The following is a 15,270-nucleotide window of genomic DNA, read 5'->3' as shown; positions in this document are numbered from 1 at the left end:
CGACTCACCTTTTTCATACCCGATTCGACAGCGCCGCGACAGCGGCGCTTAGAGTTCGATGCGCTCGACGAGCCGGTCGTCGGACTTCGTGTTGACCGCGACGATGCGGACGTGGTCTTCGAGGCCCGAGCCGTCGAGTTTCGCCTTCAGGAGGTTGTCGACCTGATAGACGCCGGCGGCGTTGAGCATCTCGATTTCGACGAGGACCGCCGACTCGTCGCCGGGCTTGAGGACGACGTCCTTGATGGCGCGACTGGAGAGCGTGTTGATGCCGCGGCCGCCCTTCTCGTAGGGGATGCGCGACCGGCCGCGCTCCATGTCGAGCGCGTCGGCGACGCGGATGACGCCGGCTTCGAGCGTGAGCGGGTCCTCCTCGCGGTGGTGACAGAGGATGGCGTGAAGGACTTCGGCCTTGATTCGGACCGCGTCGGCGAGGTCGTAGAACTCGGGGAGGAAGCGGTCGAGCACGTCCGACGCGAGCGGAATCGAGTAGTAGGCGTGGTTGTCGCGGTGGACGATGTGGCCGATGTCGTGCAGTTGCGCCGCGAGGGCGATGATGACCGCCTCGTCGGCCTCGTCGAGCCCCTGTTCGGCCGCGCCGTTGAACTCGCAGCCGCCGGCCTTGAGCAGGTCGTACAGCCGGAGTGCGCGGTTGAGAACGATTTCGATGTGCTTCGGGCCGTGGTCGTTGTAGCCCTTGCGCGTCACCGCGTTGACGTTCTGCGCTTCGAGGAGCGTCGTCACCTCCTCGTCGTCGAGGAGCACGGGGAGCACCTCGTTGAGCTTCTCGTCGGGGAAGGCGTGGTCCGCCTCTGGGTCGTAGACGCGGCCGCCGTTCAGGGTATCTTCGGTATCGCTCATGACCCGCAAGCTAGTCGCACGGAGAGAAAAGGACTTGGGCTCCGAATCAGGTGCGCTACCGCGTCACGCTGTGTCTTAGTCCTACGCGGCCTCGCTCGGCTCTTCGAGTTTTCCGGCGGCGGCCTCGACCGCCTCGTAGTCGGGTTCGACGCCGGGGTCGTCGCTGACCCACGCGTAGGTGACCTCGCCGTCGCCGTCGACGACGAACACCGCGCGCTTCGCCACGCGGTTGACGCCGAGGCCCGCGAAGTCCATCGCCACGTCGTAGGCGTCGACGAGTTCGCGGTTCGTGTCGCTGATGAGGCCGAAGTTGAGGCCGTTCTGCTCAGCGAACTCCGTCAGCGTGAACGGGGTGTCGATGCTGATGCCGTACACCGTCGCGCCGACGTCCTCGAAGTTCGCCATCTGGTCGCGGAACGTGCACATCTCGGTGGTGCACGTCCCGGTGAAGGCCGCGGGGAAGAACGCGAGGACGATGGGCGCGTCGTCGAGATTCTCGGAGAGCGTGAACGACTCGATGTCGCCGTCGATGTCGGTGAGCGGTGCGGTGAAGTCCGGGGCGGCGTCGCCGACTGATACCATACGAAGGCATTCGACTCCGCCCACATTATTTCACCGACGGCGGACTCGCTGGTCGCCGCCGCAGCGGCCGACCGACTGCGCTCGACACACCGGCCACAAGCTTTTCGTAGGAGTGACGCGCCGAGACGCGTCGATTCGGCGGATGCGGGCGTTCCGACGCGCCGATATTCCGTCTTTCCAGAACCCGTAGAAGGCAAAAAGCCTATAATTGCCACTAGGTAACGCAGAAATAGATGTTCGAGACCATCACCCCACTGTTCCCGGGACTCCCGGGCGGGCCCGAGCTGCTCGTCGTGCTGCTCATCGTCGTCTTGCTGTTCGGCGCGAACAAGATTCCGAAACTCGCTCGGTCCTCCGGGCAGGCCATCGGCGAGTTCCAGCGCGGCCGCGAAGAGATCGAAGACGAACTGCAGGACATGACGGGCGACGACGACGAAGACGAAGACGACGCGACCAGCGAGAGTTCCGCCGACTCGGTTTCGACCGACTCGGTTTCGACGGAATCGTCGAACTGATCACAGCTCACTTTCTCTCTTCTGTCCGCCCAGCGCGAACCACGCGATTTTTGACCGATCCTGAGAGACAGCGCCGTGGGGCGTGTGGCCTAGTGGACAGGGCGAGAGGTTCCTAACCTCTCGATCGCGGGTTCGAATCCCGTCACGCCCGCTTCTCTCACTGCGTTCGTTCAGCGGGCGTTCCTGAGTTCCACTCGCTTCGCTCGCGGGACTCCCGTCACGCCCGTGGAGACCGCCGAGTGACAGCGAGGCGTGTCGGAACGCCCTCCGGGATTCGAATCAGGGAGCAACTCGCAGAGTTGCGACCGAGGTTCGAATCCCGTCACGCCCGCTTCTCTCACTGCGTTCGCTCCGCGGCCGTGATGGACATCGCAAACGCTCCGTGTTTGCTCAATTCGCCACGCCAGACTCTCTTACGTCGTTCCTGACGCTGCCGTTCCTGCGTTCCACTCGTTTCACTCGCGGGACTCGCGCCATACGCCGACTCCGCTGGAGATAAACCCCTACTTTAACGGCGCGTCCGGGGGATGGCCAGAACCGACGTTACATAAACGAGTATAAAAATAGAACTTAAACAGATCTTAAATTGTGAGTTAATTGGGAAAAAGACTTTTCCATCGGCCCGAATACCCGGTGACAATGGCAACCGACGACGCCGACGGAGGAGACCAACAGGCGTTATCCGGTGATGTGACGTCGCCGGCGGAGAGTGACGCCGCTCCGAAGCAGGCGTCGAACGCGCGCGTCGGGTCGTACACGTGGGCCGACTTTCTCGACGAGTACGGGAGCGACGGCGATGTCGAATCCCTCTACGGGACCGACCCGCGGACGCAGCGCGACGCGCCCGGCACGTCCCGGTGGGAAGACGACGACGGGTCGGCGTCGACGCCGACCCGGGCCGACTGGGACCGCGTCGACCTCGACCCCGAGGAGTATCTCGACTGTCACCCGGTCGACGTGGCGGCGTTCGTGGGCGACCGCGGCGCGCACGCGAAGAACCTCAATGAGCAGTTCGAAGCCTTCTGCGACCCCGAGACGACGCCCGTCGTCAAGGGCGACTGGCTGTGGGAACACTACAAACGCGAGTACTACTACGAGGACGACGGCTCTCGCCCCCGGGATTCGGCGGGCGAAATCGTCCCCTTCGACGGCGAGGAGGCGCTCGGATTCGACCCCGACTACATCGAGAGCGCGGTCGCGCGGGCCGGCCAACGCGCCGAGGAACTGGCCGCTGTCGTCGACGAGCGAACGGTCGACGTCGACCCCGAGTTCGACGAGGACGCATTTTTCTCCAGCGTCGACGGCACGACCACGCTGGCGAACCGCTACGACCTCGAAAAGGCCGTCCCGATGGAGAAGAAGACGCACTTCCGCGAGGTCGAACGCTACTGGGTGAACAAGCCCTACGCGTTCGTCATCATCTTCCACTCCGTCAAGGAGAACGAAAAGAAGTACTACGTCATCGAGCCGTACCTGAACCGCATCGAAGACGACCTGACGGAGTTCCTCACGAACAAGCTCCGAACCGCCATCAAGTACGGCGACGACAGCGTCGTCGAGGGCGGCCGCGACAACCGCGGGCGGGTCATCGAGGCCGAGACCTACGAACTGCTCTCGCGGTACGACCTCTACGACCCGCCGGCGTCGGCGTCTGCGTCCGCGGCGGCCGGAGACGACGGTTCGACCGCCGACGCGGCCGCTGACGCTGACGGCGCGGCGGAATCGTCGGGCCTCGCGTCCCGGCTCGGACTGGGCGGTCTCTTCGGCGGCGGCAACGGCCCGGGAGCCGATGCCTCGGCGGCTGACGCCTCGACGACCGCGACGACCTCCGGGCGGTTCGGCGGTCTCGGTTCTCGGTTGGGGCTGAACTCAGTCTTCGGCGGTCGCGCACGAACCGCCGACGAGGACGAACCGCTCGGCGGCATCGACGGCATCGCCGCCCGGCCCGAGTCCGCGGTCCTCGCGGACGACGCCGACGTCCTGAACGACTACCAGGTGCGGAAGCTCCAGTACTACCTCCGTCGCGACTTCATCGGCTACGAGCGCATCGACGGCATCAAACACGACATCAACGTCGAGGACATCTCCTGCGACGGCTACAACTCGCCGGTGTTCGTCTACCACTCCGACTACGAGCAGATTATCTCGAACATCTACCACGGTGAGGGCGAACTCGACGACTTCGTCGTGAAACTCGCCCAGCGCTCCGGGAAGGGCATCTCGAAGCGCCGCCCGCAGGTGGACGCGACGCTCCCCGACGGGTCGCGCGCCCAGTTGACGCTCGGCCGCGAGGTGTCGGACCACGGGACGAACTACACCATCCGCCAGTTCAAGGACGTTCCCTTCACGCCAATCGACCTCATCAACTGGTCGACGTTCTCGCTGGAGGAGATGGCGTTCCTCTGGCTCTGCATCGAGAACGACAAGAGCCTCATCTTCGCCGGTGGGACTGCGTCCGGGAAGACCACCTCGCTCAACGCCGTCTCGCTTTTCATTCCGTCGAACACGAAAATCGTCTCCATCGAGGACACCCGCGAGGTCGAACTGCCCCAGCGCAACTGGATTGCCTCCGTCACCCGGCCGTCGTTCGCGGACGACGACAAAGGCGACGTGGACGAGTTCGACCTGCTCGAAGCCGCCCTCCGCCAGCGCCCCGACTACATCGTCATGGGCGAGATTCGCGGCGAGGAGGGGCGGACGCTGTTTCAGGTCATGTCCACGGGTCACACCACGTACACGACGTTCCACGCGGACTCGGTCGGGGAGGTGCTCAAGCGGTTTACGACCGCGCCCATCAACGTCTCGAAGACGATGTTCACCGCCCTCGACCTCGTGTCCATCCAGACCTCGACGCGGGTCGGCGGCAACAAGGTGCGCCGGAACAAATCGCTCACCGAAATCAACCACTACGACCCCGAAAACGACGAGATTAACGTCCAAGACGTTTACCAGTGGCAGGCCGAGACCGACGAGTTCCTCCAGATGGGCTCGTCGAACACGCTCGAAGAGATCAAGTTCGACCGCGGCTGGAATCAGGAGACGGTCGAACTGGAGATATTCAAGCGACAGGTCATCCTCGCGTACCTCATCGACCGCGGGCTCAACACCTACACGCAGGTCGCCGCGACGTTCCAGGCGTTCATCAACGACCAAGACACCATCCTCGGGCTGATGGCGACCGACGACCTCGAACGCAGTCTCGAAGACCTCCGGGAGATGGAATCGGTGCACATCAACATCGACCCCGACAGCGAGGCGATGGTCCCCCGGCCCGACCCGCCCGAACACGTCCGGCAGTTGGCGAAGGATATCCTCCGCCGGGCCGAAGACGAACTGTTCCCCGACTACCGCAACCGCGACGTGGGCGAGGTCGCCGAGGCGCTCAACCACATGCGCGACGCCCCGGACGTGGAGGCGACCCCCGGCGAGCGGGACGAACTCGACTCGCTCGACGCGTCGAGCGGCGACCCAGAACTCGACGAGGGGCGCGACCGGGCCGAACTGGACGCGGGCGACGACACGCCCGAAATCGACGGCGACCGCGGCCCCTCGTCGCTCGACGGCGAGAGCGAGACGCCGGCGCTGGAAGCGGGACGCGACGCCGACGAGGGCGACACCGACGACACCGACCCTGACGACGAACCGGGCGGTTTCGGAGACGACGACGGCCCGTTCGGGTTCAACGACGACGGCGTCTCGTTTTCCGACCCCAACGACGGCGCAGACCTCGACGACTTCTTCGGCGCGTTCGGTATCGAGGGGGAATCGGAGTCGGGAGCGGAACCGGGGCCGGAATCGGGGTCGGAGTCCGGGTCGACCGCGGACCCGGACGACGAACCGAGCCGAAACGACGAGGGGGGCCACGAAGACGAGACGTGGGGCGGGTTCGAGGCGGTCGATGCCGACGACCCCCCGGACGACGCGGACGGGCGCGGCTCCGACTCCGGCGAGGGAGCGTAGATGAGCAATCTCGACTCGAAGACCTCGGGCGGGCTCGACCGCAGTACCGATACCCTCGGCGACGCGTTCTACCCGCTGTTTCAGCTCATCTTCGACACGGACGGCGAGTTCGTCGCCGATGTCGAAGAGAAACTCCAGCAGGCCCGGATGCCCGACACCGTCGAACTCTACCTCTCGCGGGCGCTCGCGGTCGGCGTCCTCGTCGGCCTCGTGCTGTGGCTCGTCGGGATGCTCGTCGGCTACGGCGTCTTCGCGCTCGGACTCGTCTCGGCGGACTCGGTGAGCCTCGGGATTCCCGTCGGAAGCGAGGCCACCGCGGCCACGCTCCGGTCGCTCGCGATGCCCGCGGCCGTCGTCCTCTCGGGGCTGGTCTTCGGGTCCCTCGGCTTCGCCGGCGGGTTCGGGACGCTCGTCGCCATCCCGTACTCGACGGCGTCCGCCCGCAAACGCGAGATAAACATGCTCCTGACGGACTCCGTCTCGTTCATGTACGCCCTCTCAGTGGGCGGACTGAACCAACTGGAGATACTGGAGGCGATGGCCCGCGCCGAAGACACCTACGGCGAGGTCTCCCGGGAGTTCCAGAGCATCGTCCAAGAGACGGAGTATTTCGGGACCGACTACCGAAACGCCATCCGCCAGCAGGCGATTTTGACCCCTTCCGACGAACTCTCACAGTTCCTGACGGACATGCTCTCTATCGTCAACTCCGGTGGCGACATGCAAGGCTTCCTCGACGACAAGAAGGACAAGCACCTCCGAACCGCCAAACAACAGCAGGAACAGACGCTGGAGACGATGGAGCTGTTCGGCGAGATGTACATGACGCTGTCGCTGTTTCCGCTACTTCTCATCATCATCCTCGTCATCATGAGTATGCTCGGGGAGGCCCAGTCGAGGCTGCTGTACGCGACCGTCTACGGACTCATTCCGCTCACCGGCGTCGGCTTCCTCGTGCTCGTTTCGACGGTCAAACAGGATGAAATCGGCGACGGCTTCCTCAACCCCGACGGCGAGAGCGACCGCCTGCAGGGCCAACAGCGCGAGGGGCTCGTCCACATGGGGCTCATCGAGAGCTACGTCGGCGAGTTCAGCCTCTTTTCGCGCATCAAGTCCCGCGAGGGGACGTTCAAGACGAAAGAGCTCCTGCGCCGGCCGCATCTGTTTTTCAAACAGCATCCGCTTTTCACCCTCGCGCTGACGGTGCCCGCGGCGCTGGCGCTCCTCGCCGTCGCCGTCGTCGGCGGGGCCGCTCCGACGACGTGGGACGGGATGATAGCGAATCCCGTCTGGGGGACGTTCATCTGGTTTTACGTCCCGGTCTACCTCGTCGCGGTGCCGCTGACCGTCTTCCACGAGTGGAACGTCCACTCGCGGGCGGCCATCACCGGAAAGCTCTCCGACAACCTCCGCAAGCTGTCGAGCGCGAACGACACCGGCCAGACGCTCCTCGAATCCATCAAGACCGTCTCCGACACCTCCTCCGGGAAACTCGCCGACGAGTTCGAGGTGATGCACGCGAAGGTCCACTACGGGATGAGCCTCAAGGAGGCGCTCGTCGAGTTCAACAACAAATACCACATCCCACGGCTCGCCCGGACGGTCAAACTCATCACGAAGGCCCAGGAGGCGTCGAGCCAGATTACCGAGGTGCTGACGACCGCCGCCCAAGCCTCCGAGAACCAAGACGACATCGAGCGCGAGCGCATCTCGCGGACCCGGATGCAGGTCGCCATCATCCTCATGACGTACGTGACGCTGCTCGCGGTGATGGCCATCCTGAAGACGCAGTTCCTCGACGTGATGGCCGGACTCTCGTCGCAGGCGTCGAGTTCCGGCGGCGCGACGACCGGCGGCCCGAGCTTCGGCGGCGGCATCGACCCCGACCTGCTGTCGCTTCTGTTCTTCCACGGCGTCACCATCCAGGCGATGCTGTCCGGGTTCATCAGCGGCTACATCCGCAACGCGGACCTCCTCTCGGGGGTCAAGTTCGTCGTCATCCTCCAGACGCTGTCGCTCGCGGTGTGGATGGTGGTCGGCTGATGCGGCGACGCGGCGGCGACGACGCCCGCGAGACGAGCGGTCGGAGCGCCCGCGCCCAGACGACCATCGACTTCGCCGTCGGCGTCGGCATCTTCCTCCTCGCGGTCGCGTGGGTCGTCGGCACCATCCCGCAGATTCTCGACCCCTTCGAGGCCGAACAGGACCGCCCGCTGGTCGCCAACCGCGCCGCCGACTCGCTCACCCAGCGCCTGCTCGTCGACGACGAGAACCCCGACGTGCTCGACCCGGTCTGTACCGAGGCGTTCTTCAACGGAGACTCGCCCGACGAGCCCCCCGGCGACTGCGACTACGGCAGCGCCGACCCCAACACCGCGACCGGCATCGGCGCGTCCTACGGGCTCAACGTCACGCTCTCACAGAACAGAAGCGTCGTCGGGACGACCGGCGAACCGGTTCCGACCACCCGGAGCGTCGTCGCCGCGCGGCGGGCCGTCCTCCTCGACGGCGACCTCCACGAACTCGCGGTGAGGGTGTGGTGACCGTGTCCCGAGCACAGGCCCACGCGCTCGAAGCCATCGTCGCCGCGATGGTGCTTCTCGCCAGCGTCACGTTCGCGCTGCAGGTGACCGCGGTGACGCCCCTGACCGCGAGCACGTCGAGCCAACACATCGAAAACCAGCAGGCCGCCGTCGCCGACGGCGTCCTGACGGCGGCCGCCGAGACCGGCGCGCTGAAGCGAACGGTGCTTTTCACGCACCCCGAAAACGGGAGCTTCTACGACATCGACGCGCGCGGCTACTACGTCGACGGCGGCCCGCCGACCGCCTTCGGGGAGATGCTCGACGAGTCCTTCTTGGACCGCGGCATCGCGTTCAACGTCTACCTGCACTACCTGCGCGACCGGGAGGTCAGGCGGACGACCCGCCTCGTGTACATGGGCGAGCCGAGCGACCACGCCGTCTCGCGGACCCGACTCGTGACGCTCGCTGACGACGACGCGCTGACCGAACCGGGCACGTCGCCGGGTGGCGACCCCCGCGCGGTCGAGACGACGAAGACGCTCGAATCGGTCGCCGCCGAGACCGACGAGACGTACTTCATACAGGACGGGAGCGCGGGGCCGCTCTACGCCGTCGTCGACGTGGAGGTGGTCGTATGGCGGATGTGACCGACGCGGTCGAGCGCGCGAGCGACGCGGCTGACGACCTCCCGCGTCTCGGCGGCGACGACCGCGGCCAGCTGATGCTCGTCGCCGCGCTCGCAATCGCGGTGCTCCTCGTCGGCCTCGCGCTGACGCTCAACACCGCGATTTATACGGAGAACCTCGCCACGCGCACGACCGACACGGACCTCGACGGCGCAGTGAACCACGGCGGCGCAGTCGAGGCGGGAGCGGGGACGCTCCTCGACGAGGTCAACCGCGAGGGCGGCACGTACGGCGAACTCGCCGACGGGTTCGACGAGACGCTCGGCAACTGGAGCGACGGGGCCGCGACGCTCGCCGCAGTCAGGGGGGCCGCGACGGACGCCTCGTACGTCGACCACGCCGACCCCGTCGAGGGGACGCGAATCTCCCAGCCCGACGCGGCGCGGAACTTCACGGACAGGAACGAGACGGCCGACTGGACGCTCGCGAGCGATGTCGGCGTCCGCGGCGTCCGGTTCAACGTCTCGCGCGACTCGCTTTCGACGTCGAACGCGTCGTCGTTCCACCTCGTCGTCGACGACGAGACGAACGCGGTCGAAACCGCGGTCTACCGGGACTCGTCTCGGGTCTTCGTGGCCGTCGAGGACAGCGGTGGCGTGGAGACGACTTGTAGCGTCGCGGCCGACGCGGGTGACTACGTCACGATTGACGTCGCCGACGGCCGACTCAACGGGACCGCCTGCGACCCGCTCGACGCGGTCCACACCGACCTCGACGGCTCGGTCACGGTCTCGTATCGGAACGCGGCGGAGGCCGAGGGGACCTACGAACTGTACGTGAACGAGACGAACGCCACGGTCTTCGACGCGACGAAGTACGAACCCGCGGGAAGCGGGTCGTCGCCGGTCGCACAGGAGGCGCTGTACGCCGTCACCGTCTCGTACGTCTACGAGTCGGGCGAGACGTACGTCTACCGAGAGCTTCGGGTCGCCCCGGGTGAGGTTGCGTGACGCCGCCGACGCTTCCGGACGACCGGGGAGACCGCGGTCGACGCGAGGTGGGCGCGCACGTCGGTCGGTCGACCGGGGCCGACCGCGGCGTCTCGACGGCGCTCGGCTACGTCCTCACGCTCTCCATCACGGTCGTCCTCATCTCGGGGCTGCTGGTCGCCGCCGGCGGGTTCGTCTCCGACGAGCGCGAGCGGGTGACGGAGACGGAACTCGACGTCGTCGGCAACCGACTCGCGGCCGGCATCGAATCGGTCGACCGAATCGGGGCCGCCCCCGGCGAGTCCCGGGTCGAGGCGACGGTTCGGCTGCCACCGAGGGTCGCTGGAACGACATACACCATCGAGGTGCTGCCGGCGTCGAACGAACTCGTACTTACCTCGACGGACCCCGAGGTGATAGTCCGCGTTTCCGTGGAGACGGAGACCTCGCTGGCCGCGAGCCGGGTCGACGGCGGCGACGTGACCATCACCTACGACCCGGCCTCGGGCGTGGAGGTGGCGTCGTGAGCGACCGCGCCGTGAGCGACACGCTCGGGTTCGTCTTCGTCTTCGCCATCGTCCTCTCGATGGTCGGCCTCGTCACCGCCGTCGGGATGACCGGCCTCCAAGACGCCCGCGACGTCGAGCGCGTCAACAACGCCGAACGCGCCCTCGACATCCTCGGGGACAACATGGAGGACATCTCCGACCGCGGCGCGCCGAGTCGGGCGACCGAGGTGAAGCTTCAGGACGCCAGCCTGACGCTCGACCGCCCCGTCGAGTTCGTCGTCTCCGGCGAGCGGACGGGAGACCCGTCGGTCAACTTCACCAACACGTACGAGGTGTCGCCAATCGTCTACGAGAGCGATTCCAGCGACGAGCGGGTCGTCTACGCGTTCGACGCGCTCTTCCGGACCCGCGGCGACACCGGGACGTTCGTCCGACGACCCTCGCTTGTGCTCACCGACGAGCGGGTGTTGATTCCGGCGTTCGTGACGCGGCCCGACGAGGAGGCGACGACCGCCGTCGGCGGGTCGGGAACGTTCCTCATCCGCGCCGACAAGGCCGCGAGCAACGTGTTGGCCGCGCGGACCGAGGGCTCGTACGATGTGAACCTGACCGTTCGCTCCCCGCGTGCGGCGCTCTGGGAACGAGAGCTATCGAGTCGCCCCGACGTGACCTGCGACGATGTGGTTGAGCCGCCGGACGCGTACCCGAGCGTCTCGTGTTACGTGAACGGGACGGCCCGCGTTCACGTCGTCTCGACATCGGTCGACATGACGTTCGCCGACTGAGTCGAAACCGGACCCGACTCAGACCGCGACCGTCGGGTGGGTGGGCGGACCCGCTCACTCGACGTCGACTTCGACCTCGTTTTCCGTGACGTGCAGGAAGGTGATGAACTGGCCGCCCTCGGCTTGGTCGTAGTCGAGTTCGCCGCGCGAGCCGGACTCGTCGACGCTCTGGCTGTTGCCCGGCCCGTCAGTGACGGTCAGTTCGAACTGCGGCGCGGCGAGCGAGAAGTAGTGGTTGACGACGAACTCCATCGAGGCGGTGTCGCCGTCGGCTTTCGAGAACGTCTGGCCGCTGTCTGCGGCGTGCTCGTCGAAGGTGACGCTGTCGTAGGCCTCGCCGTCCGTGATTTCGGGGGCGAACTGCCACTTGTTCTGGTTACCGAAGCCCTTGTCCGACTGAATGTCGCCGTAGGTCATCGTCTCCGAACTGGTGAAGTCGACGCTGAGTTCGGGGTTGCTCAGCGAGCAGTCGATGCTCACCGCGTCGCTCGTGTCCGGGTCGAGGTCGGTCGCCTGCCAGCCGTGGTACTTGCCGTCTTCGGTGGCGTAGTAGAGCGTCAGGTCGAACGTGCCGTCGTAGCTACCGCCCTTGCACTTGTCGTCCGCCTGCACGTGGAGTTCGAGGTCGCGCTGGTCGCCGTCGTAGTACATCCCCCACTCCATGTTCTGGAGGTGTTGGTCGTTCGAGAGCGTGAGCGTGAACGCCGAGACGTTGTGATTCCCGGCCATTCCGCGCACGTCGACCGAGGTGCCCTCGTTCGGCATCTGGAACTCGCCGACGAGGCCGAGGGTCTCCAGTTCCACGCTCGCGGTTTGGTTGGCGTCGTCGACCGTCACGGTCCCCTCGCTCCGCGACTCGAAGAACCCCGCCCACCCCCGGTAGTGGTCGCTGTGGACCGTCACGACGATTGTGCCATTACTGACCGGGTTGTCGTAACTGCCCGCTGTCTCGTTGTACGCCGCCGTCTCGTTCGGATAGATGCTCCGGGCACGTTTGGTCGCCGCGACCCGCGCCGACACGTCACCTGACGACGACCCGTCGCCGGAGACACGGACGACCGGGAGCGTCAGCGTCGCACCGCGGTAGTGGAACTCCGGCGGCGAGACCATCGTCGTGCCGCCGTCCTGCGTGCGCCAGACCCCGCCACCCTCGTAGGCGATGCGGGCGTCGCCGTTGCGGTACTCGACGCTCCCGAGCGATTCGTTATAGAGTTCTTGGTCGTCGCCGGCGTCGGTGTAGTTCTTGTGCGTGATGCTCAGTCGGCCGCTGTCGTCGTCGACGACGTAGGAACCGCCGCCGGTGCCGCTGAGGTCGACGTACTGCGTTTCGCCCTCGCCGAGCGCGGAGATAGCGACCTGCGAGTCGAACAGCGTCATCGAGTGCTCGGCGCGCGTCAGTTGGGACGCCTGTTTCGTCTCGTCGAGGGCGGGGCCGCCGAGCGCGACGACGGCGGTCGTTCCCGCGACCGTGATTGCTAACAGGAGTACCACCGCGATTGGCGAGGTCTGCGCCGTCCGGTCTCTGACGACGCGGTAGACCAGTGGAACCCGGGGGCGACCGCTCATTACCTACCTGAAGGAGATGCGGGGTGAAAACCTCGCGGGGTACCTGACAGTCTGGTAAGTAGAATCGTTCGAGAGACGTGTTCACGCGACCGTCGAGCAGAACAGTGGACTCGTCGGAAGTTCAGAGAGACATTAGCGGACTCGCCGGGAGTCCCGCGAGCGCAGCGAACGGGACGTCGGCGAGTCCACGAACGACTGACCGAGCGAAGCGACGGAAAGAAGTGAGTGGACTCGCCGGGATTTGAACCCGGGGCCTCTCCCATGCCAAGGGAGTGATCTACCCCTGATCTACGAGCCCTCAAACGCAATCATTCATTCCCCGGTCGAATAAATAAGGGCTTCGAATCGTTCGACGGCCGTGGGGCGGTCGCGCGGGGGGCGGTCGACCGCTGTCTCGATTTGGTGGGGACTCACTCCTCGTCAGTCGCTCGGTTCGGGTCGGTGAAGACGACCAACGTCCCGCCGTCGGTCGCGCGGCGTTCGACGTCGCCGGTGGCGACCAATCTGTCGATGACGCGGCGGGCGTGTGTCGGTGACCAGTCGAGCGTTTCTCCCAGCACGTCTTCGAACATTCGTCCGTTATTCTTGTGGAGGAGCGAGACGACGCGGTCGGCGTCGGAGCGAGTGTCGGTCGCGGTGGCGGCCGGTTCCGTGGACGAGGACGCCGGTGGGGAGTTGTTGCGCCCCCTGAGAACGCCCGCCGCGACGAATCCGACGGCGAACACGGCGAGCGCACCCAACAGGAGCAGCGTCTGGGTGTTCGATTCGCCCCCGCCGGAGTCGCCGTCATCGCCGCCGGCGGCCGTTCCCGTCTCGGTCGGCGCGTCAGTCGACTCTGCGGTCGCAGTCGGGTCGTCTGTCGGTTGCTCGGTTACCTGCTCCTGTGTCGTCGCGTTCGCCTCAGGAACCAGACCCGAACCGTCTCCGATGCACCCGGCAGTCGCCACGGTGAGCGTCGAAAGGAGCGCGACGAGAAGCAATCGACTCGCTCGGCGGCCGTCCGTTCGTATCATCATCGCAATGGGGTACGCTAACAAACAGCATAATTATTGTCTGTATATATACATGACTGGAAGACTATCTCGGAAGACAGGAGTTAGTGCGTGATTGTCTCGAGAAACAGCCAATACGCGGGTGTTCCCGAACGCATGTCGGCGCGTGGGACGAACAGCGACGCTGGAACGCGACGGCGACGACGTGCAGCGAATCGGGGTGGACCACCGCGGATTCGATGCCGTCGGCGACGAACCGACTCGTTTTTTCCGTCGCTGCCGGAACGATTCGGTATGACTGACGACGACGCTCCCGAAGTGCCGGTGGTGTGCGAGGCTTGCGACACGACCACGCGCGTTTCGCTTTCCGGGGTCGCGGACGCTATCGAGCGACACAACGACCAGGTCCACGACGGCGACGACATCGCGCAGGTCGACCCCGAAATCGTCAAGCACGTGACCGACCTCGCGGCGAAGGACATGAGCGTGTTCGAAGACGAAGACGAGGCGTGAGGCAACTGAGAGGCGCTGTCGCGTCGTATCGGCTCTTTTCAGCCGCGGTAGCTCGGATACCGATTGCGGACTTGTGGGACGCCCATAGCGGGGCAAACAGCTGACCCGGAATCCATCAGTCGTTCGAGTGCGATTGCAGGACTCGCCGGGAGTAAGCAGACCGGAGGTTTGCGACGGTCGTAAACGGAGTTCACGGGATTTGAACTCACTCGCAAATCGAAGATTTGCTCGCTGCTCAAATCGCGTTTCGAACAGGACCAATTTACTCTGGCTTCGCGACTCGCTCCGCTCGTCGGAAGTCCAGAGAGAAATTAGTGGACTCGCCGGGGGTCCCGCGAGCGCAGCGAGTGGGACGTCGGCGAGTCCACGAACGACTGGAGGGAACGAAGTGACCAAAAGGAAGTGAGTGGACTCGCCGGGATTTGAACCCGGAGGAAGACGTGCTCGCTCACGATGTTCGCTCCGCGCGACTTCCAGGGATTCAAATCCACACGCTCGCTACAGCGAGCGCTCGGCTCGCCATTTCTTCACTTCGTTCAGAAATGGACTCGCCGGGATTTGAACCCGGGGCCTCTCCCATGCCAAGGGAGTGATCTACCCCTGATCTACGAGCCCGCACCTTCTGATAGCCGTCGCCCGTTTAGAAGCCCTTCGATTCCGACCGGGACGAGTTGGGCCCGAGTCGAAACGGTTTAACCCGGCGCGCGTGGACAACCCAATGGGAATCCAGCACGGCCGCAAATCTGACTCGCCCGATTTGGGCTTGGGATTGCGGTAGTGCCCCGGTAGTCGGTGACACGACTGCGGGGTACTCGTTTCTGCGGTCAGTGCGGTTCCAACCCGCAAC

13 protein-coding genes and 3 tRNA genes are annotated in these 15,270 nt (G+C 65.6%); 10 read left to right on the top strand and 6 right to left on the bottom strand.

Features of this window, described 5'->3' with window-relative positions:
- Nucleotides 1-48 precede the first annotated feature (48 nt).
- Together ACSR87_RS13460 and ACSR87_RS13455 are read right to left on the bottom strand one after the other, a co-directional pair.
- Nucleotides 49-861, bottom strand: coding sequence for an HD domain-containing protein (locus ACSR87_RS13460; protein WP_008573780.1), 813 nt, complete (start codon nt 859-861; stop codon nt 49-51).
- 81 nt (nt 862-942) lie between these two features.
- A complete protein-coding gene (locus tag ACSR87_RS13455) occupies nt 943-1,443 on the bottom strand; it encodes a redoxin domain-containing protein (RefSeq protein WP_008573778.1) in 501 nt (166 codons plus the stop codon).
- 233 nt (nt 1,444-1,676) lie between these two features.
- Here ACSR87_RS13455 and tatAt point away from each other — a divergent pair, with 233 nt between their 5' ends.
- The 9 genes from tatAt (at nt 1,677) to ACSR87_RS13410 (ending at nt 11,352) form a co-directional block, all read left to right on the top strand.
- Nucleotides 1,677-1,958: a Sec-independent protein translocase protein TatAt gene (gene tatAt / locus ACSR87_RS13450; RefSeq protein WP_004063801.1), complete on the top strand. Its 282-nt coding sequence runs from the start codon at nt 1,677-1,679 to the stop codon at nt 1,956-1,958.
- 78 nt (nt 1,959-2,036) lie between these two features.
- Nucleotides 2,037-2,109 (top strand) — tRNA-Arg (locus ACSR87_RS13445).
- A gap of 488 nt (nt 2,110-2,597) precedes the next feature.
- The gene (locus ACSR87_RS13440; RefSeq protein WP_498530816.1) at nt 2,598-5,918 is read left to right on the top strand and encodes an ATPase, T2SS/T4P/T4SS family; all 3,321 of its coding nucleotides are present in this window, start codon (nt 2,598-2,600) and stop codon (nt 5,916-5,918) included.
- On the top strand, nt 5,919-7,961 hold the full coding sequence (locus ACSR87_RS13435; protein WP_498530815.1) for a type II secretion system F family protein: 2,043 nt from the start codon (nt 5,919-5,921) through the stop codon (nt 7,959-7,961).
- Nucleotides 7,961-8,461, top strand: a complete 501-nt coding sequence (locus tag ACSR87_RS13430; RefSeq protein WP_498530814.1) for a DUF7287 family protein — start codon at nt 7,961-7,963, stop codon at nt 8,459-8,461. The genes ACSR87_RS13435 and ACSR87_RS13430 overlap by 1 nt, the downstream gene beginning before the upstream one ends.
- Nucleotides 8,455-9,090, top strand: coding sequence for a DUF7288 family protein (locus ACSR87_RS13425; protein WP_004063809.1), 636 nt, complete (start codon nt 8,455-8,457; stop codon nt 9,088-9,090). Before ACSR87_RS13430 ends, ACSR87_RS13425 begins: the two co-directional genes overlap by 7 nt.
- Entirely contained in the window at nt 9,078-10,079 is a 1,002-nt protein-coding gene (locus tag ACSR87_RS13420; protein ID WP_498530813.1) for a DUF7261 family protein, read from the top strand. The genes ACSR87_RS13425 and ACSR87_RS13420 overlap by 13 nt, the downstream gene beginning before the upstream one ends.
- Nucleotides 10,076-10,585, top strand: coding sequence for a DUF7266 family protein (locus ACSR87_RS13415; protein WP_498530812.1), 510 nt, complete (start codon nt 10,076-10,078; stop codon nt 10,583-10,585). Before ACSR87_RS13420 ends, ACSR87_RS13415 begins: the two co-directional genes overlap by 4 nt.
- The gene (locus tag ACSR87_RS13410; protein ID WP_498530811.1) at nt 10,582-11,352 is read left to right on the top strand and encodes a DUF7289 family protein; all 771 of its coding nucleotides are present in this window, start codon (nt 10,582-10,584) and stop codon (nt 11,350-11,352) included. Before ACSR87_RS13415 ends, ACSR87_RS13410 begins: the two co-directional genes overlap by 4 nt.
- A 54-nt stretch (nt 11,353-11,406) precedes the next feature.
- On the opposite strand, the gene ACSR87_RS13405 is transcribed toward ACSR87_RS13410, so the two are convergent.
- The 3 genes from ACSR87_RS13405 to ACSR87_RS13395 form a co-directional block, all read right to left on the bottom strand.
- On the bottom strand, nt 11,407-12,918 hold the full coding sequence (locus ACSR87_RS13405; RefSeq protein ID WP_498530810.1) for a DUF7289 family protein: 1,512 nt from the start codon (nt 12,916-12,918) through the stop codon (nt 11,407-11,409).
- Between the two features lie 226 nt (nt 12,919-13,144).
- Nucleotides 13,145-13,216: transfer RNA gene (locus ACSR87_RS13400), tRNA-Ala, on the bottom strand.
- Between the two features lie 112 nt (nt 13,217-13,328).
- On the bottom strand, nt 13,329-13,934 hold the full coding sequence (locus ACSR87_RS13395) for a helix-turn-helix transcriptional regulator (RefSeq protein ID WP_498530809.1): 606 nt from the start codon (nt 13,932-13,934) through the stop codon (nt 13,329-13,331).
- Between the two features lie 270 nt (nt 13,935-14,204).
- On the opposite strand from ACSR87_RS13395, the gene ACSR87_RS13390 reads away from it, so the two are divergent.
- The gene (locus ACSR87_RS13390; RefSeq protein ID WP_498530808.1) at nt 14,205-14,423 is read left to right on the top strand and encodes a DUF8149 family protein; all 219 of its coding nucleotides are present in this window, start codon (nt 14,205-14,207) and stop codon (nt 14,421-14,423) included.
- A 543-nt stretch (nt 14,424-14,966) separates the two neighbouring features.
- Here the strand turns inward: ACSR87_RS13390 and ACSR87_RS13385 are convergent.
- Nucleotides 14,967-15,038 (bottom strand) — tRNA-Ala (locus tag ACSR87_RS13385).
- Between the last annotated feature and the right edge of the window lie 232 nt (nt 15,039-15,270).

It is taken from the genome of Haloferax sp. SDI50 (genome assembly GCF_059802635.1).
The sequence above is the reverse complement of the archived record's forward strand: the minus strand, read 5'-3'. Positions and strand labels throughout refer to the sequence as shown.

What these genes read in the sequence shown, in the direction of transcription:
- ACSR87_RS13430 (WP_498530814.1), top strand. Translation starts at nt 7,961, where the DNA reads ATGCGGCGACGCGGCGGCGACGACGCCCGCGAGACGAGCGGTCGGAGC.
- ACSR87_RS13460 (WP_008573780.1), bottom strand. Translation starts at nt 861, where the DNA reads ATGAGCGATACCGAAGATACCCTGAACGGCGGCCGCGTCTACGACCCA.
- ACSR87_RS13420 (WP_498530813.1), top strand. Translation starts at nt 9,078, where the DNA reads ATGGCGGATGTGACCGACGCGGTCGAGCGCGCGAGCGACGCGGCTGAC.
- ACSR87_RS13440 (WP_498530816.1), top strand. Translation starts at nt 2,598, where the DNA reads ATGGCAACCGACGACGCCGACGGAGGAGACCAACAGGCGTTATCCGGT.
- ACSR87_RS13395 (WP_498530809.1), bottom strand. Translation starts at nt 13,934, where the DNA reads ATGATGATACGAACGGACGGCCGCCGAGCGAGTCGATTGCTTCTCGTC.
- ACSR87_RS13390 (WP_498530808.1), top strand. Translation starts at nt 14,205, where the DNA reads ATGACTGACGACGACGCTCCCGAAGTGCCGGTGGTGTGCGAGGCTTGC.
- ACSR87_RS13405 (WP_498530810.1), bottom strand. Translation starts at nt 12,918, where the DNA reads ATGAGCGGTCGCCCCCGGGTTCCACTGGTCTACCGCGTCGTCAGAGAC.
- tatAt (WP_004063801.1), top strand. Translation starts at nt 1,677, where the DNA reads ATGTTCGAGACCATCACCCCACTGTTCCCGGGACTCCCGGGCGGGCCC.
- ACSR87_RS13455 (WP_008573778.1), bottom strand. Translation starts at nt 1,443, where the DNA reads ATGGTATCAGTCGGCGACGCCGCCCCGGACTTCACCGCACCGCTCACC.
- ACSR87_RS13435 (WP_498530815.1), top strand. Translation starts at nt 5,919, where the DNA reads ATGAGCAATCTCGACTCGAAGACCTCGGGCGGGCTCGACCGCAGTACC.